The sequence below is a fragment of the Vibrio splendidus genome, assembly GCF_002873455.1.
In the GTDB taxonomy this organism is placed as follows: Bacteria; Pseudomonadota; Gammaproteobacteria; order Enterobacterales; family Vibrionaceae; genus Vibrio; species Vibrio splendidus_J.
Genome location: NZ_MCUN01000051.1, coordinates 77,249 through 93,256 on the forward strand (window position 1 = coordinate 77,249; position 16,008 = coordinate 93,256).

The 16,008-nt window shown below is 45.0% G+C and carries 11 protein-coding genes and 1 pseudogene; 9 read left to right on the forward strand and 3 right to left on the reverse strand.

The window, feature by feature from the left end:
- Nucleotides 1-170: 170 nt before the first annotated feature.
- The 7 genes from malT to sstT all read left to right on the forward strand — a co-directional run bounded on the left by malT (nucleotide 171) and on the right by sstT (nucleotide 9,472).
- Nucleotides 171-2,879, forward strand: a complete 2,709-nt coding sequence (gene malT, locus BCU75_RS21050; RefSeq protein WP_102474982.1) for an HTH-type transcriptional regulator MalT — start codon at nucleotides 171-173, stop codon at nucleotides 2,877-2,879.
- A gap of 581 nt (nucleotides 2,880-3,460) precedes the next feature.
- Entirely contained in the window at nucleotides 3,461-4,381 is a 921-nt protein-coding gene (locus BCU75_RS21055) for a DUF368 domain-containing protein (protein ID WP_102466769.1), read from the forward strand.
- A 198-nt stretch (nucleotides 4,382-4,579) separates the two neighbouring features.
- Nucleotides 4,580-5,020 (forward strand): hypothetical protein, encoded by a 441-nt coding sequence (locus BCU75_RS21060; protein ID WP_076677385.1) that lies wholly within the window; start codon nucleotides 4,580-4,582, stop codon nucleotides 5,018-5,020.
- Complete coding sequence (locus BCU75_RS21065; protein WP_076677383.1) at nucleotides 5,017-5,613, forward strand: SCO family protein; 597 nt, start codon at nucleotides 5,017-5,019, stop codon at nucleotides 5,611-5,613. Before BCU75_RS21060 ends, BCU75_RS21065 begins: the two co-directional genes overlap by 4 nt.
- Nucleotides 5,614-5,730: 117 nt before the next feature.
- Nucleotides 5,731-6,189: a copper chaperone PCu(A)C gene (locus BCU75_RS21070; protein ID WP_102474983.1), complete on the forward strand. Its 459-nt coding sequence runs from the start codon at nucleotides 5,731-5,733 to the stop codon at nucleotides 6,187-6,189.
- Nucleotides 6,190-6,759: 570 nt separating this feature from the next.
- Complete coding sequence (rsgA, locus tag BCU75_RS21075) at nucleotides 6,760-7,824, forward strand: ribosome small subunit-dependent GTPase A (RefSeq protein WP_102474984.1); 1,065 nt, start codon at nucleotides 6,760-6,762, stop codon at nucleotides 7,822-7,824.
- A 433-nt stretch (nucleotides 7,825-8,257) separates the two neighbouring features.
- Nucleotides 8,258-9,472: a serine/threonine transporter SstT gene (sstT, locus tag BCU75_RS21080; RefSeq protein WP_076677377.1), complete on the forward strand. Its 1,215-nt coding sequence runs from the start codon at nucleotides 8,258-8,260 to the stop codon at nucleotides 9,470-9,472.
- 239 nt (nucleotides 9,473-9,711) lie between these two features.
- On the opposite strand, the gene BCU75_RS21085 is transcribed toward sstT, so the two are convergent.
- The 3 genes from BCU75_RS21085 to BCU75_RS21095 all read right to left on the reverse strand — a co-directional run bounded on the left by BCU75_RS21085 (nucleotide 9,712) and on the right by BCU75_RS21095 (nucleotide 13,748).
- Nucleotides 9,712-10,956, reverse strand: a complete 1,245-nt coding sequence (locus BCU75_RS21085) for a tetratricopeptide repeat protein (protein ID WP_102474985.1) — start codon at nucleotides 10,954-10,956, stop codon at nucleotides 9,712-9,714.
- Nucleotides 10,957-11,262: 306 nt separating this feature from the next.
- The gene (locus BCU75_RS21090; RefSeq protein WP_102474986.1) at nucleotides 11,263-11,865 is read right to left on the reverse strand and encodes a response regulator transcription factor; all 603 of its coding nucleotides are present in this window, start codon (nucleotides 11,863-11,865) and stop codon (nucleotides 11,263-11,265) included.
- A gap of 11 nt (nucleotides 11,866-11,876) precedes the next feature.
- Nucleotides 11,877-13,748, reverse strand: a complete 1,872-nt coding sequence (locus tag BCU75_RS21095) for a sensor histidine kinase (protein WP_076677371.1) — start codon at nucleotides 13,746-13,748, stop codon at nucleotides 11,877-11,879.
- Between the two features lie 269 nt (nucleotides 13,749-14,017).
- Between BCU75_RS21095 and dsrO the strand changes: the two genes are divergently transcribed.
- Nucleotides 14,018-14,854: a sulfate reduction electron transfer complex DsrMKJOP subunit DsrO gene (gene dsrO, locus BCU75_RS21100; RefSeq protein ID WP_102474987.1), complete on the forward strand. Its 837-nt coding sequence runs from the start codon at nucleotides 14,018-14,020 to the stop codon at nucleotides 14,852-14,854.
- Nucleotides 14,851-15,999, forward strand: a pseudogene (gene nrfD / locus BCU75_RS21105) (NrfD/PsrC family molybdoenzyme membrane anchor subunit). Before dsrO ends, nrfD begins: the two are co-directional and overlap by 4 nt.
- Nucleotides 16,000-16,008: the final 9 nt, after the last annotated feature.

Sequence of the window (16,008 nt, forward strand, 5' to 3'; positions counted from 1 at the left end):
AAAAACATGCAGGAGTGCAAGGTTTCTGAGGAGGATCATAGTCTGTGCCGTTTTGCTTCACGTAATATGGTTGAAGACTTAAGTAATTAGGCTGATGTCATTTGATTACACTCAACGATAGATTGGGGTAATCCAGAACATAAGCCACGGAATAGGTGAAAAACTTCGACATGTGGATCCCTTCGAAACTGACTCGTCCCGGCCGCTTACACAATGCAATCCTACGACCTAGGGTTCTCGATCTGCTCCAACACGCAGATTGCTATAAGCTTGTATTATTCCGCTCTCCAGCGGGATACGGCAAAACCACCATGGCTGCACAATGGCTGGTAGATAAACCCAATGTGGGTTGGTACAGCATTGATGATAGTGACAACGATGCCTTCCGCTTTATCAACTACCTAATGCAATCACTCAATAAAGCGACTCAAAATGCCTGCCCTAATGCTCAAAAGCTGGCAGAAAAACGACAGTTTTCATCTTTGCATTCTTTGTTAAGTGAAGTGTTTGCTGAGATGTCTGAATTCCACCACCAATGTTTTCTGGTGTTGGATGACTATCACTTGGTCAACAATGACGACATCCACGAAGCAATGCGCTTCTTCCTTAAACACATGCCCGACAACCTAACGCTTGTTGTGACTAGCCGTGGGACACCACCACTTGGCACAGCAAACCTTCGCGTTCGTGATTTGATGATAGAGATTGGTAACGACTCTCTAGCTTTTGATACTGAAGAAACCACACGCTTCTTCAATCAACGTGTCGCTGATGGCGTAGATGACACCACCGCTGACAGTATCTGTACTTATGTTGAGGGGTGGCCTTCTGCTCTTCAACTTATTGCGCTGCAAGCCCAACATCAAAAACGCACGTTGGCGCAATCGGCAGAGTCTTTCTCTCACTTTAACCATGCCCACCTTTGGGACTACTTGGTTGAAGAAGTCTTCGACCTACTAGACAAAGAAACTCGACAGTTCTTAATGCAATGTTCAGTGCTTGATCACTTCAATGACGAATTGGTATGTGCACTAACACAGCGTGAAGACGCGCTCGGCATGATCGAATCACTCAACCGATTCGGCTTATTTATCTACCCTCTTGAAGGCGAGAAGAACTGGTACCGATTCCACAATCTATTCGGTGAGTTCCTTGCCCACGAGCGCCAAGCTCGCATCCCTCAACAAGAAGCAGAACTCCATCGAAGTGCCGCGAAAGCATGGATCAAGCAAAACACACCTCATCAAGCACTACGACATGCACAACGCGCTGAAGATCCAGAGCTGATCATTCAAATCCTGACTGAGCACGGTTGGCCGATGTTCAACCAAGGTGAGCTTTCATCACTAGAGATGGCGATCAAGCAACTAACAACCGATCAACTTTACAGTGAACCTAAGCTATCAATGCTGCGCGCGTGGCTTGCACAAAGTCAGCACCGTTACGATCAGGTAGGAACTTTGTTGGAAGAGGCTGAGACTCAATATCAAGCTCGAAACATTGAACTCGATACTCAGCAGCAAGGTCAATACAACGCCTTACGCGCGCAAGTTGCTATCAACAGCAATGAACCTGAAAAGGCATTGGAATTGGCTGAGCTTTCGCTGAGCCAACTGAACACCACCGTCTATCGTAGCCGTATTGTGGCAACGTCGGTTGTTGGTGAAGTCAATCACGTGATGGGGAACCTCAGCCGTGCCCTACCGATGATGCAACAAACAGAAAAACTGGCTCGCCAGTATCAAGTTTATCATCAGGCGTTATGGGCGATTCTGCAACAAAGTGAAATCTTGATTGCTCAAGGTTATGTTCAAGCGGCATTTGAGTTGCAAGACAGTGCATTCAAATTGATTGAAGAGCATCAACTGCAATACGTGCCTTTGCATGAGTTCTTGCTGCGTGTTCGAGCTCAGATTTTCTGGTGTTGGAACCGATTAGATGAAGCGGAAGAGTGTTGTTACAAGGGCTTAGATATCCTTGGTCATCACTCCCCAAGTAAACACCTACACAGTTATTCAATGCTGGCTCGTATTTCATTGAGTCGCGGTGAGATTGATAAAGCGTCGAAATTTATCGACCAAATTCAACACTTGCTACGTCAATCAACTTACCACGTAGATTGGACCGCAAACGCTTCTCTTTCTTTAATTTTGTTCTGGCAAGTAAAAGGCGATAAAGAGGCTATTCGTGATTGGTTGAGTGTGGCTGTTCGACCTGAATCGGCAAGTAATCACTTCTGCCAACTGCAATGGAGAAACATCGTCCGTGCTCACATCATCCTTGAACAGTATGAAGATGCAGAAGAAGCACTGACTTTCCTTAAGAGTGAAGCGCAGCGTTCACATCTGATTACAGACACCAACCGAAACTTGATCGTTGAAGCAGTGTTGCGTACACAAATTAACGATGAAGACAACGCACGCGTCCTACTTGAAGAAGCGCTTCATATGACTAACCAGACCGGTATGGTCGGTAACTTCTTGGTAGATGGTGGAACTATCGGGCATATCTTGGATAAGTTGAGCAACAAGCCCGGCTTAGGTGATTTAGAACGCCATCGTGCTCAACAAATCATGAAAGATATCTCAACGACCCAACGCAGCCGCTCGGTTCATTTCGATGAAGACTTTGTCGAAAACCTGGTTAATCACCCGAATATTCCTGAGCTTGTGCGCACTAGCCCACTCACCCAGCGTGAATGGCAAGTACTTGGTCTGATCTATTCAGGGTTCAGTAATGAGCAAATAGCTCAAGAACTCGATGTAGCGGGAACCACGATCAAAACTCACATCCGTAACCTTTATCAAAAGCTGAACATTGCTAACCGCAAAGAAGCAATCAGCACTGCTGAGAACTTGCTGCAGTTGATGGGGTACTAAAACGGATTCGAGATTGATTCGAGATTAATTCGAGAAAAGCTTAAGCTAGTCACTAATGGTGGCTGGCTTTTTTTTCATCTGAAGTTTAGAGCTTAAAAATGTAGCAACTGGAAAAGAAAAAAGACAATCACCAAACGACAGGCAAAAAAATAGCCAACCGCAATAATCGCGATTGGCTCTATATATTTGTGAACAAATCAATAGGTTCACTAACAACGTCAGTTGGCTAGGTGACCCTCGGCTTAAGAAGGGTCAATGTACATAATGCAGTTAGCGTGCCAACTTTAATTCGGCGTTTTATAAGCCCTGCATCGCATAAAAACCATGAATTCATCATGCGAATTGCAAAGTGCATTTGCATAATGCAACCAAAATGCAATATTGATAAGGGACCAGTTTCACCGATACTCTTAATGACAAATCACTAAGTGATTGTATTTTAGATATTAGGCAAATGTTCACTTCAACTTATTGCCTTACAATTAAGAAGGTAATAAAAGCACCTCGCCAAAGGCATATTCATACTTTTTTTACACTAAAGTTTGTATACTGCACAAAATTACCCTCAACTCTATGAAGCAATGAACTACTTAAGTACTTTTTTCAAAGGCATGGCAATGGGCGCAGCAGATGTTGTTCCTGGCGTGTCGGGCGGAACCATCGCATTCATAACTGGTATCTACGATACTCTGCTAGAAAGCATTCGCAGAATTAACCCGAGCGTACTTGGCTTGTGGAAACGTGAGGGCTTCAAAGCCGCGTTTAACCACATCAACGGGTTTTTCCTGATTTCACTGTTCGCTGGCGTATTTACGAGTATTGCGACATTCGCAAAACTGATTTCTTGGTTATTGGTCACTCACCCGGTGCCTCTTTGGTCTTTCTTCTTTGGCCTGATCTTGGTGTCGGTTTTCCATATTCTTAAGCAAGTAGAAAAGCGCGATATGATTCGATTCGTGTTTTTGTTGCTTGGTGTTGCCTTCGCTTACAGCATTACCGTGCTTAAGCCGCTGCAAATGGAGCCTACCAGCATCAATATTCTCATTGCGGGTGCAATTGCGATCTGTGCGATGATTTTGCCGGGTATCTCGGGGAGCTTCATTCTGCTATTAATTGGTATGTATGGTCCGGTTCTTGGTGCGGTTAAAGAGTTCCAAATCGATGTGCTTGCGCTATTCCTTAGTGGCTGTGTGATTGGCCTACTGACTTTCTCGCACGTACTCTCTTGGTTATTACGTTCATTCCGTGATTTTACATTAGTGTTCTTAACTGGTTTGATGATCGGCACGCTGCCTAAGATTTGGCCGTGGAAAGAAACGATCAGCTGGCGTACAAATTCAAAAGGTGAACAAGTTCCTCTACTTCAAGAAAATCTGTCACCGTTTGATTTTGAAGCCGTAACCTCTCAGCCTTCTCAGCTTGTCATGGCGATTGTGATGATGTTTGTTGCGATTGCATTGGTTCTAGGACTAGAGAAGTTTGCAGAGCGTAATACTGACTAATCAACCAACATCTGGAAAGCGTTTAGAACGGATAATGCTTAGAAATACTATGCTCACCTCTCGATAAACAGACAAAAGCGAAGCCAATGGCTTCGCTTTTTTAGTTCTACCATACGCACAAAATTGCTTTTTGATACAAGCACGTATTGGTGGGTATGATAACATCGCCGCTCTTATAAAATTAGATGAGAACACGACATGCACCCAGCATTAAAAGTTGCTGCTCTTGGCATTGCTCTCGTGGCAGGTTTTTATGGGCCGCAAGCAATTCAGCAATTTAAATCAGCGATGGAGCAAGCCTCTGCTGACGTAAACTTAAATGATTACTGCATGCTTTCAACCACATCGTGTGAGCAGGAATCCATTTCAATGTCGCTTGACCGAGAAACCGCGCAACCTCTTCTACCCACGAAGATAAAGGTAGTTTGGGAAGGTGCTGCATCTGAGACATTGATGTTATCACTCACAGGTTTAGAAATGGAAATGGGATCAGCGCGTTTTCAATTAAAGAGCATTGGCAATAATACCTATGAAGGTGATGTGATTTTACCTGTATGTACTTTAGATAAAATGACATGGATCGGTGAACTCACTGATGGTGTCGATACTGTAAACCCTGCAATAAGGATGGCAAGATGAGTAGAAATTGGTCGTTAGCATTGGTTGTCGCTTTTGTACTTGGCTTTGGTGTCAAAAGCTATCTTGATGGGCAAAACGAAGTTCAAGAACAACACGCAGCAAGACAAGAGTTCTCCGCAACGACTCTTTTCGGCAAAGACAACCAGCCAACGGAAATCTTTGACCAAACCGATGACAGAATTCGTATTGTTTATTTCGGTTTTACACGCTGTCCAGATGTGTGCCCTACTTCTTTAGCTATGCTAGCCGGAGCACTTAACCAAGTCTCTGATGAAGCAAAAGCGAAAATTCGCCCAATGTTTGTTTCTCTTGATCCAGAACGTGATGCAGCTGAAGCCTCATACGAATACGCGCAATACTTCCACCCGATGATGGAAGGATTAAGTGGCCCATTGGATGTAACCACCACTCTGGCACATAACTATGGTGTTATTTTCAGAAAGACCAAGCTTGAAGGTTCAGAGTTGGAATACACCCTTGACCACAGCTCGTACTTTTATTTTTTAAAGCCCGACGGTACCTTGATTACCAAAGTACCGCACACGTTGACACCTGCGCCGATTGTTGAAGCCATCAACAAGTTAACGCGCTAGCGTACCAAGTCATCAACGACTAAGAACAACGTGTACAAAAATAAAGAACTTACTCAGTAAAGTTCGAACAAAAAAGTCAGGTCCCCGACCAAAAACATAAATAATAAGGACAACAACATGAAGTTAAAAGCACTCGCTTTAGCAGGCTTATTGCTCACTCCTCTAGCTCAGGCAAATAACGACGTTATGGTTCATGACGCTTACGCTCGTGCAACGCCGCCTTCAGCGGTTAACAGTGCGGTATTCACGACTTTGATGAACCACAGCGATAAAGAACGCTCTATCATAGCGGCAACGACACCTGCAGCAGGTAAAGTAGAACTTCATGATGTTATCGTCGATGGCGATGTGATGAAAATGCGCCAAATTCAACAGATAACCATCCCTGCAAATGGTGAAGTGGTACTAAAACCAGGTAGCCTACACATCATGTTGTTCGACCTAAAAGATGGCCTAAAAGAAGGTGAGCAAATCGAGATGACTCTAACTTTCGCAAACGGTGAAACTCAGACATTCGATGCACCAGTGAAGAAAGTAATGAGCGGCATGAAAAAGACGGATCACGATCATCACTAATTTGGTACCACTTGATGTTCAACGATACTGATTATAAGTAGAAGTGAATATCAGACAAAAATTAGACAAAATTAAGCCACGATGACTTCTCGCCATCGTGGCTTTTTGTTAAACTGGATTCGCTTTTTATTCGAAGCCTGAACACATTAATAACCCAAGGAGAATAGAAGATGATTGTAATCAACACACTAAAACTGGCAGTAAAAGTAACGCGTTAATTTGTATGGTTAATCCAACTTAAATATCGATAGACCAACATTTCGTCACCCGTTGACTACCGCACACTTTTACCCGGTTTGCTATTGATCCGTAAGTGATCAATCTCTCATGCCAACAGCGCATGACTAAATCCGGGGTCCTATCTAATTGAATTCGACCCAAGCTCAAAACATTTTTGACGTCTCGACGCTTTTTAATTTCAGCAACTCTTTTTGGTCTCATTAACTCTTTTTATCTCATCAACAATAAGAGATCTCACAAGAAGTTAATGCTCTCATAAGACTTTAATGCACTGATAAGACTTTAATGCTCTCACAAGAAAAGAAAGCTCGCACGTCTGGGTAAATAGACATGAATTCACAAAACGCATTTTCTCATCCAATGTCACTTCAACAACTTGGATGGCAACCTGTTTTCCAACAACAACTGACACTCGAAGACTATGACCACTCCGTCATTACTCGTATCGTCGCACACCACCGTAGTGGCTATACATTAGCGTCAGAGCAAGGCGAAATTGTTCTGCCCATCCATCAAAACCAACCAGCAATGACCGTTGGCGACTGGGTGATTTTGAACTCTGATCTGCAGTTCGACCGCTTGCTAGGCCGTCAATCGCTCTTCAGCCGTAAAGCAGCAGGCAGTCGCGTAGCTGAGCAATATATTTCAGCGAACATCGACACGGTGTTTATCGTGGTCTCGTTAAATAACGACTTTAATCTAAGCCGTATCGAACGCTACTTAGCGCTCGCCAACGAAGCACAGGTTGAAGCGGTTATCGTACTCACCAAGAAAGACTTGTGTGATGACTACCAAGACAAAGTACAACAAGTGCAAAGCTTAGATCCGATGCTAATGATCGAATCCGTCAATAGCCTAGATCAAGATTCGACTCAAGCATTGTCGCCTTGGTGTAAAACAGGCAAGACTGTTGCTTTGATGGGTTCATCTGGTGTCGGAAAATCCACGCTGGTCAACTCGTTACTTGGGGAGGCTCAGCAAGCCACGGGTGGCATTCGTGAAGACGATAGCAAAGGCCGACACACGACGACATCGCGTTCACTGCACTTGCTAAGGTCGGGCGGCTTATTGCTCGATACTCCTGGTATGCGAGAGTTACAACTCGCAGGCTGTGCTGATGGAGTAAGTGAAACCTTTTCAGACGTAGAAGAATTGGCGATGCAATGTCGTTTCTCTGATTGTCATCATGAATCAGAGCCGGGATGCGCAATACGTAAAGCTATTGAAAGCGGTGAGCTTTCTCAAAGACGCTTCTCTAACTATGAGAAGCTACTCAGGGAGCAAGCAAGGAATGGAGCCTCATTGGCAGAGCAGAGAGCAAACGGCAAACAACTTTCTAAAATGTACAAAACCGTGCAGTCAGAGAATCGTAAAATCAAGAAATCGTCTAAATAGCCGTTTCTTAGATTAGTTTCGCAACACATAATTAAGCCCCATGTCCCTATCGCGCCTTAGCTTGTCTAGCTTATTCACGCATTAGGCTGGGGCTTTTTTGTATCAGTTGGGCTTCTTTGTATCAACAGGAACTCAATGGGATCATTTCTGCACACAATGATCTTGCTAATCAGCGATGACGGCACCAATGCCAGAACATTGACCCTAATGAGCATTGTCACACAGATTTATATCTCAATCAGAGTACAAAAAATTAACATTTAGCTCTAAAAACACCACGTAGCGCAAACAATCACCCTAAAAGTAAACTATTCCTAGACACCCTCTTAGATCCCGCTAATATGACCGCCCATTCCACTAGTGTATAGTTGGATTTGGTACAACTTTATAAAAAGATACATCACTATAATAAATTAACAATTGCAGGTATTTTATGCAAAATCACAACATGTTCGCCCGCATCGCTCGTGGAAATCTCGTTCTACAGATCCTTGCTGGTATTGTTTTCGGTGTCGTTCTCGCCATGGTTTCTCCTTCAGCAGCTCAAGATGCAGGCCTATTAGGTAGTCTGTTTGTTGGTGCTCTGAAAGCTGTTGCCCCAATTTTAGTATTCATTCTTGTTGCAGCTTCTATCGCAAACCAAAAGAAAGGTCAGCATACTCATATGCGTCCAATCATTGTGCTTTACCTGATTGGTACGTTCTCTGCTGCTCTGACTGCTGTAGTATTGAGCTTCATGTTCCCAACCACTTTGACACTGGTTGCTGGCGCTGAAGGTGCTAACCCTCCTCAAGGTATTGCAGAAGTTCTTCATACGCTTCTATTCAAGCTTGTAGATAACCCAGTAAGCGCGCTAATGAACGCGAACTACATCGGTATTCTTGCTTGGGCAATCGGTCTTGGCCTTGCTCTGCACCACGCATCAGCAACAACAAAAGCGGTTTTCGAAGACCTAAGCCACAGTGTTTCACACATTGTTCGCTTCATTATTCGTCTTGCACCATTCGGTATCTTCGGCCTTGTTTCGGCTACATTCGCAACAACGGGCTTTGATGCACTAGCAAGCTACGGTCAACTACTAGCGGTTCTACTAAGCTCAATGCTGATCATTGCTCTTGTGGTTAACCCACTGCTTGTCTTTGTAAAGACAAAACAGAACCCATACCCACTTGTACTGCAATGTATTCGTGAATCTGGTGTAACGGCATTCTTCACTCGTTCAAGCGCTGCGAACATCCCAGTGAACATGAACCTTTGTAAGAAACTAGAGCTAGATGAAGATACTTACTCTGTATCTATCCCTCTAGGCGCAACCATCAACATGGCTGGTGCTGCAATCACCATCACTGTGTTAACACTTGCAGCTGTGCACACAATGGGGATTGAGATTGATATCTTCACTGCGATTCTACTAAGCCTTGTTGCTGCAATTTCTGCATGTGGTGCATCGGGTGTTGCTGGCGGTTCACTACTGCTTATCCCTCTAGCTTGTGGCCTATTCGGCATCTCAAACGATGTAGCGATGCAGGTTGTAGCGGTTGGTTTCATCATTGGTGTGATTCAAGATTCGGCTGAAACAGCGCTTAACAGCTCAACTGACGTAGTGTTCACTGCGGCTGTATGTAAAGCTGAGCAAAACAAAGCTTAACAACTCTTGGGTATTAGGCTTTAGCTCTAAGCTCTAAGCTCTAAAAGCAAATAGCACACAAATAAAAAGGGAAGCATCTGCTTCCCTTTTTGTTGTCTTGGTTTCCTAGGTTACGGCTAGAAGCTATATAGATTTATAGCTTTATAGCTTTATAGCTTTATAGCTTTATAGCTTTATAGCTTTATAGCTTTATAGCTTCAGTCATTATTGTCCAACTCATCAAAGCTAACCAATACGTTTTAGTGGTTGCTTTTCCAGCTTGGATCCACTGCTGCCTGACTGAAGTCTAGAGAGTTAGGACTTGCTTCTTTGTTATGCGTTGCTTGATCGCTGGGTGACCCTTGACTCGCAGCACCGCTATCATGGTTTGACGTCGCCTGTTGCCTATAATCGACGTTAGAGCCTTGCTCATTCGACGCTTTGGTCTCTAAATGACTACCATCGACATTTAACTCATCACTTTCTTCACCGGACGCTTCTTTAACCTTCTTAGGGACAGGGACATTGCGTTTGTAGAGCTTGTTGAGCGCCTTAATGATTGAGTGCTTAGTGATCGCTTCTTGGGTCAGCTTGGTCATTATCGGTTTAGTTAGAGCCTGTAAGCCCACGACAGCATCCACACCAAGCTCCCCACCAACTTTATCCCTCAAATGCTTGGCTTCGGAGTAACCAAAATGAGCCGATAGAAATAGCCAGATATAAGCAATAGCATTGCCGTGTTCACCATGGTCGATCCAAGCTTCACCCGCTCTAAACATCGCTTCTGCACTGTTCTTTTCTGCAGCCGTCTCAAACCAGTAAACAGCCTCACCATGGTTAGGCTCAACACCAACACCGTTTAAATAACTCATACCGAGTTTGATCTTGCCATCTAAGCTATTCTTTTCCGCGGCCTTTTGGTACCACTCGACAGAGCTTTCGGCAGAGTAGTCTGGGTTTTCTTTATCTAGACACCAGTCACCAATAAACAGCATCGCTTCGGTATTACCACCAGCCGCAGACTCTTCGATATAGGTATAACCCTTAGGGATATTCTTGTCAGTTCCGCGACCAAAGACGAGCGCTTTACCCATCTCGAATTTCGCCGATACGTCATTGTCCAATGCGGATATCGCAAGCTGCCAAAAGTTGGCTTTCTCTCTTAAAATCAGGTCTTCTTTACGCTTCATACTCAAACGCACAATGCCGTACATGCCATTGATATTATCGAGTTGCGCTGCTTTATCGTACCAATACAGAGCTTCTTTAATATTGTTACGTTCGGCTTCTTTCGCCAAATACAGAATCGACGGTACATGTCCGGTTTCAGCTTTGAAATGACGCTCTTTTTGCTCTTGGATGCGTGCTTTTTCAATCGCCTTTCGGTAAGCGACAGCGCGAGCCTTACGCTCTTGTTCCAAGCGCTGCTTTCTTAACGATAAAGAGATCAGCCAGACGGCAACCAGTATTAACGAAAGAGCCGTTGCACCAATTGCGATTCCCATTGTACTCATAAAATATTTTAACCTAACTCGGTTGATATCAGCCTCGATGTCGAGGTGCTATCAACCTATAGTGAATGTTTCGAATTACAGGGAAAAGCGCCGTTCTTAAAACGTTCCGCCCTAAAATGAACTTAGTTCAGTATCTCAGGAATACATAGCGATAAAAAGTCTACTGAGACCTATCCTTATGCACTCCATAAATGGTGTGATCTTGCTTCAATATCGATTACTTATGAAGACCACCTTTCATCAGAAAATCAATGGTAACGTTACTGATTTTCCATCCTTCATCTCGTACAATCGTGATTAGGTAAGCTGTCCATAAATGTATGCCAACTCGGCAACCGTTTTCGCAGAAAACTTCTTCATCAAACTCGCTCGGTGTACTTCCACCGTTCTCATGGCGATACATAATTCATCGGCAATTTTCTGGTTACGTTTGCCATCAATGATCTGCTTTAGTATGTCTATCTCACGCTCAGTTAACGACGCATACGCTTGACGGTACACATTCATGTGTAAATGCTTTTCAGAAGCCTCTAGCCCTTGCTTGATTGCCGTAGCCAGTTCGCTGCCTTTAACTGGTTTTTGAAAGAAGTTCACCGCACCGGCTTGTAAGGCTTCAACCGCCATTGGCACGTCGCCATGGCCCGTCAGGTAAATTACCGACAATGGACTCTGCGCTTTCACCATCAATTTATGAACTTGCTGCCCTCTCATCTCAGGCATCCTGCTGTCTAAAACGACACACCCAGGTGCACTCAAATCAACCGAATCCAAAAAACTCCGGCCATCTTGATAGGCTGATACCGTAAAATCATGCTCTTCCAATAAGAACACCAATGAGTCACGCACCGACTCATCGTCATCAACTACATAAACCGGCAACGTTTGATGAAGTTCAGACATAACAAGATTCCTTATGAATCATTTGAAAGAGAGAAAGGCAGTGTCACCGCGACATGGCAACCATGAGGAGTCAATGATTTGATGACCATTTGGCCGCTGTGGTCTTCAATCACGTCTTGGCAAATCGCAAGCCCTAACCCCAAGCCGTTTTCTTTACTGCTCACAAAGGCTTGAGTGACTTGTTGCTCAGTAAAATCTAAACCGGTGCCGTTATCGATAATCGACAGCATCATTTTATCCGGTTGATACTCGGTAATCACTTTAATTGTCGCTGACTCACTGGTTTTATTATCAATATCAGACGCAGCACTTTGTTCGCGATACTGTTGTGCATTACACGCGTCCGTTGCATTGTTGATCAGGTTTACAATCACCTGTTGCAAGCCCACAGGATCAACATTTAGTTTAATAGGCTTACCTACGGCATAGCGTTCAATGGTTATCTTGTGCTTCTGTAATCGAAATTGCAGCAACTCAATGGTCTCTGTAAGAAGCACTTCTATATCAGTTTGAGATTTCTCTGATGAGCGTTTTTTGATCATGTTTCTTAAGCGCTGGATGATCGCATCAGCACGATCCACTTGAGACTGGATCTTCTCAAATACAGGTTCTATGTCAGTCAGCGGTTTGTTCTTTGAAATCCGCAGTAAACCACCTTCGCTATAATTCCGAATTGCTGCTAAAGGTTGATTAATCTCGTGTGCCAAACTGCTGCCCAGCTCACCAACTACCGCGATACGTTGAGAGTGCTCTAGCTGTTCACTCTTATTTTTCAGCTTGTACAGCGTCGCTTCTAGTTGCTTTTTACTGCGACTGAACTTGTATTCCAGCCAGAAGTGGTAAGCATTCAGCGACACCACAAGAATAAAGAACGCCCATGCCCACTGTTGATTGTATTTGAGCCAGATTAACGCTTCTTTCCACCAAGGTTGTTGCAGTGGATGCATGTCGAGTTGTTGATATAGCTTATCGATCGACAGCAGGCTTGTCGGTGACGTCCAGCCCGATGCATTCGCTGCAATGGCTGGCGCACTGCTTTTTGGCATCGCAAGTAACACCTGACTCATTTGTTTCGCCAGTGCCGAAGAAGCCCGCTCTGTTTTGGCAAACGACCAGTTGGAATACAAAGGGGTAGATACTTGGCAACGGAATCCTTCCGGAGCTTGGTTTTCAATCACTCGATATTGCCCAGCGATCAACAAACCTTCACTGATCATGCTCTCGACCAAACAAGCGGGAACGACAGCCGCTTCAATATGCCCTTCTCGCAGTTGGTACAAACTGGCATCGATAGGGAAACCTAAGAACTGAGTATCAGAGAAAAAATGGTTGGGGTTAAGTCCTTGTTGCATCACTTGGTAACGCATCGTGAGGTAACCACCAAAAGCATTTTCAGATACTGCCGCAATCGGCTTACCGCTGAGTTGTTCGAGAGATATATAAGGCGACATTCTTCTCACCACCAAAGCGGAACCAATGCTGCGGGTATTACTGGCGCCTTGAGCTTCAAAGTTATGGCTGGTCATGGTCGCCATCCAAGAAAGCGCATACTGACGTCCTAATCGAACCGCCTGACCTGGGTTAGTAATAACAAAATCGACTGTGACACCTTTCACCGCTTCGGCCATCTCTTCCAAGTTGAAAGGTTTGAGAACAAAGTGCTTTCCAGGAATGCGCTCCGACAACCAATCCATTGTCGGCTGCCAACGCTGTTGCGCGGAAAGCTTACCTCGAGTCGCCAGCACACCGACCTCAATAACCTGCTCCGACTCAACAGTGCTTGTCGTTGCAATCTCTTGCTCCGATTGAGCCGCAAAACACACTCCTGCGGTTAGGCTCAGCCAACAAAGGATAACGACTGTCATTAGGTTTCGAACGGTCACTGAAATCTCTTTCTCCAAGCAGATTGTTTATTCAACTGATTCTCTCGTCATTTCACTTCGCCTTTACGCTGACGACATGATTAAGCTTAACTTATGCTTTTGATCGCCTTAAACAAGCCCCTAAAACAAAGCATAACAGCTAGATAGCGAAAACCACATTTGTTCTAGATCAACTTTGATCTGGGTATGTGGAAATCCACAATACCCCGCGTACACCTAAAATCTGACAATGAGCCCAACAGATTGAATACCCATTTATAGGTACCAACATGGACTCATTGAAAAGACGGTTTCTCAGCCAGTTCGGTAAGGTTTCCGCTGGTGCTGCGCTTATTCCCATTGCCGGAATCAACACCGCAGTCGCAAGCACAGCCATTCGCAATAACAACCAGCCGGACCGCAAGGGCGAAGTAGGCAAACGCTACGCGATGGCGATTGATTTACGCAAGTGCGTTGGCTGTCAGGCATGCACCGTTGGCTGCAGCGTTGAAAACCAAGCGCCGATTGGCCAGTTCAGAACCACCGTGAAACAGTATGAAGTCTCCCTTGATGATGGTTCGACTGCTCAACAAGACGTGAAGTCATTCATGTTACCTCGCCTGTGTAATCACTGTGACAACGCACCCTGCATCAAGGTTTGTCCTGTTCAAGCGACCTTCCAGCGTGAAGATGGGATAGTGATGGTCGACAACGAACGCTGCGTAGCCTGTGCTTATTGTGTTCAAGCTTGCCCTTACGATGCTCGTTTCATTAATAACGACACCCTTACCGCTGACAAATGTACTTTCTGTGCACACCGCCTTGAAGACGGCTTACTGCCTGCTTGTGTAGAAACCTGTGTCGGTGGCGCGCGTGTCATTGGCGACCTTAAAGATCCAAACAGCGAGATCAACCGTCTGCTCAATGAAAACCAAGACGACATCAAGGTGCTTAAGCCAGAGCAGAATACCAACCCACATGTTTTCTATATCGGCATGAACGAGCGTTTCGTTAGCCATATCGAAGGTCAGCCTGCGATTTATGATCCAGCTGCCATTGATAACTCATCCTTTGGCGAACAAGAATTGGCAATCGCGACACAAGACAAACAAGGAGAGACAGCATGAATATCACTGAGGTGTTAGTTCCCGCTCAAGAGATCGCTTGGCTACCGTGGGCGGTTCAATATTTCTTCTACATTGGTTCGGCTTACGCGGCCGCTATTCTGTTTTTGATTGCACTTATATTCAAGAACTCAACCAGCCACCAATTCCGTTCAGCGCTTGTGCTTGTGATGGCCATCGGCGCAATTGTTGGGCCATTGGCTCTAACTGGTGACTGACATCAACCAGGACGTGCGTGGCACTTCTACGCTCACGTCACGCCTTGGTCATGGATGTCGTTAGGCTCTCTGTTTCTACCTTTGTTTTCTGGCCTGTCTGTCGCAACCGCTTGGGTTTACCTACGCGATGACATCGCACAGCTTAAAGAGAGTGAAAGCCCGCTTCTAAAACGCTTGTCTTGGCTAACATTAGGGCAATGGCAGGTATCGACAAAGCTGATGATTGCACTCGCTGCTGCGACGGCTATTTCTGGCTTAAGTATCGCGCTTTACACTGGCGCAGAGATTGCGATTTTGGCGAGCCGTCCGCTTTGGCATCAACCGGCATCTCCACTGCTTTGGTTCACGACCGCGTTCTTTGCTGCAACAGGCTTGACTCTGCTGATTTGGGCTATATTGCCTTCAAGTAAGCCAAGCTTAAAACCAACAGACCTCGCTATAGTGCAAAGAACTATTACGTTAACGGGTGGCCTTGCCATCATTCTTACGTCGATTTGGGCATCTAACCATGGCCACTTCAACCTGTATGAGAACGACGCTTGGGGCATTAATTTAGGCATCATGACCACCAACATTTTGCTATGCATGATCTTAGTTTTACCACTGCAACGTCTACCTCAAAGCAAGCTAGGAATTGTGTGCGTAGCGTTAGCGACCATCGTTTCCGCATGGGCGGTACGTTGGGTCACCATGATGGAGGTTCAAACCATTCCCCGTTTTGATGTGGGTCCATTCCCTTATGAACTGCCTATGGGTAGCGCAGGATTACTCGGCATTGTTGGTATGTGTGGCCTATGGCTTGCGCTTGCGTTGTTTGCTTCTGAAATCGTGTCTACTGGATCTAAAAGAACAACTGGCTCTGCGACAAAAACAGCATCTAAGCCAAACCAAAATACATCGTCACCACTTAACCGCTCACATAGCTTGTAGTCTGAGGAA

Bases quoted from the DNA above. Each gene is read 5' to 3' on its own strand.
- malT (WP_102474982.1), top strand. From the start codon at position 171: ATGTGGATCCCTTCGAAACTGACTCGTCCCGGCCGCTTACACAATGCA.
- BCU75_RS21055 (WP_102466769.1), top strand. From the start codon at position 3,461: ATGAACTACTTAAGTACTTTTTTCAAAGGCATGGCAATGGGCGCAGCA.
- BCU75_RS21060 (WP_076677385.1), top strand. From the start codon at position 4,580: ATGCACCCAGCATTAAAAGTTGCTGCTCTTGGCATTGCTCTCGTGGCA.
- BCU75_RS21065 (WP_076677383.1), top strand. From the start codon at position 5,017: ATGAGTAGAAATTGGTCGTTAGCATTGGTTGTCGCTTTTGTACTTGGC.
- BCU75_RS21070 (WP_102474983.1), top strand. From the start codon at position 5,731: ATGAAGTTAAAAGCACTCGCTTTAGCAGGCTTATTGCTCACTCCTCTA.
- rsgA (WP_102474984.1), top strand. From the start codon at position 6,760: ATGAATTCACAAAACGCATTTTCTCATCCAATGTCACTTCAACAACTT.
- sstT (WP_076677377.1), top strand. From the start codon at position 8,258: ATGCAAAATCACAACATGTTCGCCCGCATCGCTCGTGGAAATCTCGTT.
- BCU75_RS21085 (WP_102474985.1), bottom strand. From the start codon at position 10,956: ATGGGAATCGCAATTGGTGCAACGGCTCTTTCGTTAATACTGGTTGCC.
- BCU75_RS21090 (WP_102474986.1), bottom strand. From the start codon at position 11,865: ATGTCTGAACTTCATCAAACGTTGCCGGTTTATGTAGTTGATGACGAT.
- dsrO (WP_102474987.1), top strand. From the start codon at position 14,018: ATGGACTCATTGAAAAGACGGTTTCTCAGCCAGTTCGGTAAGGTTTCC.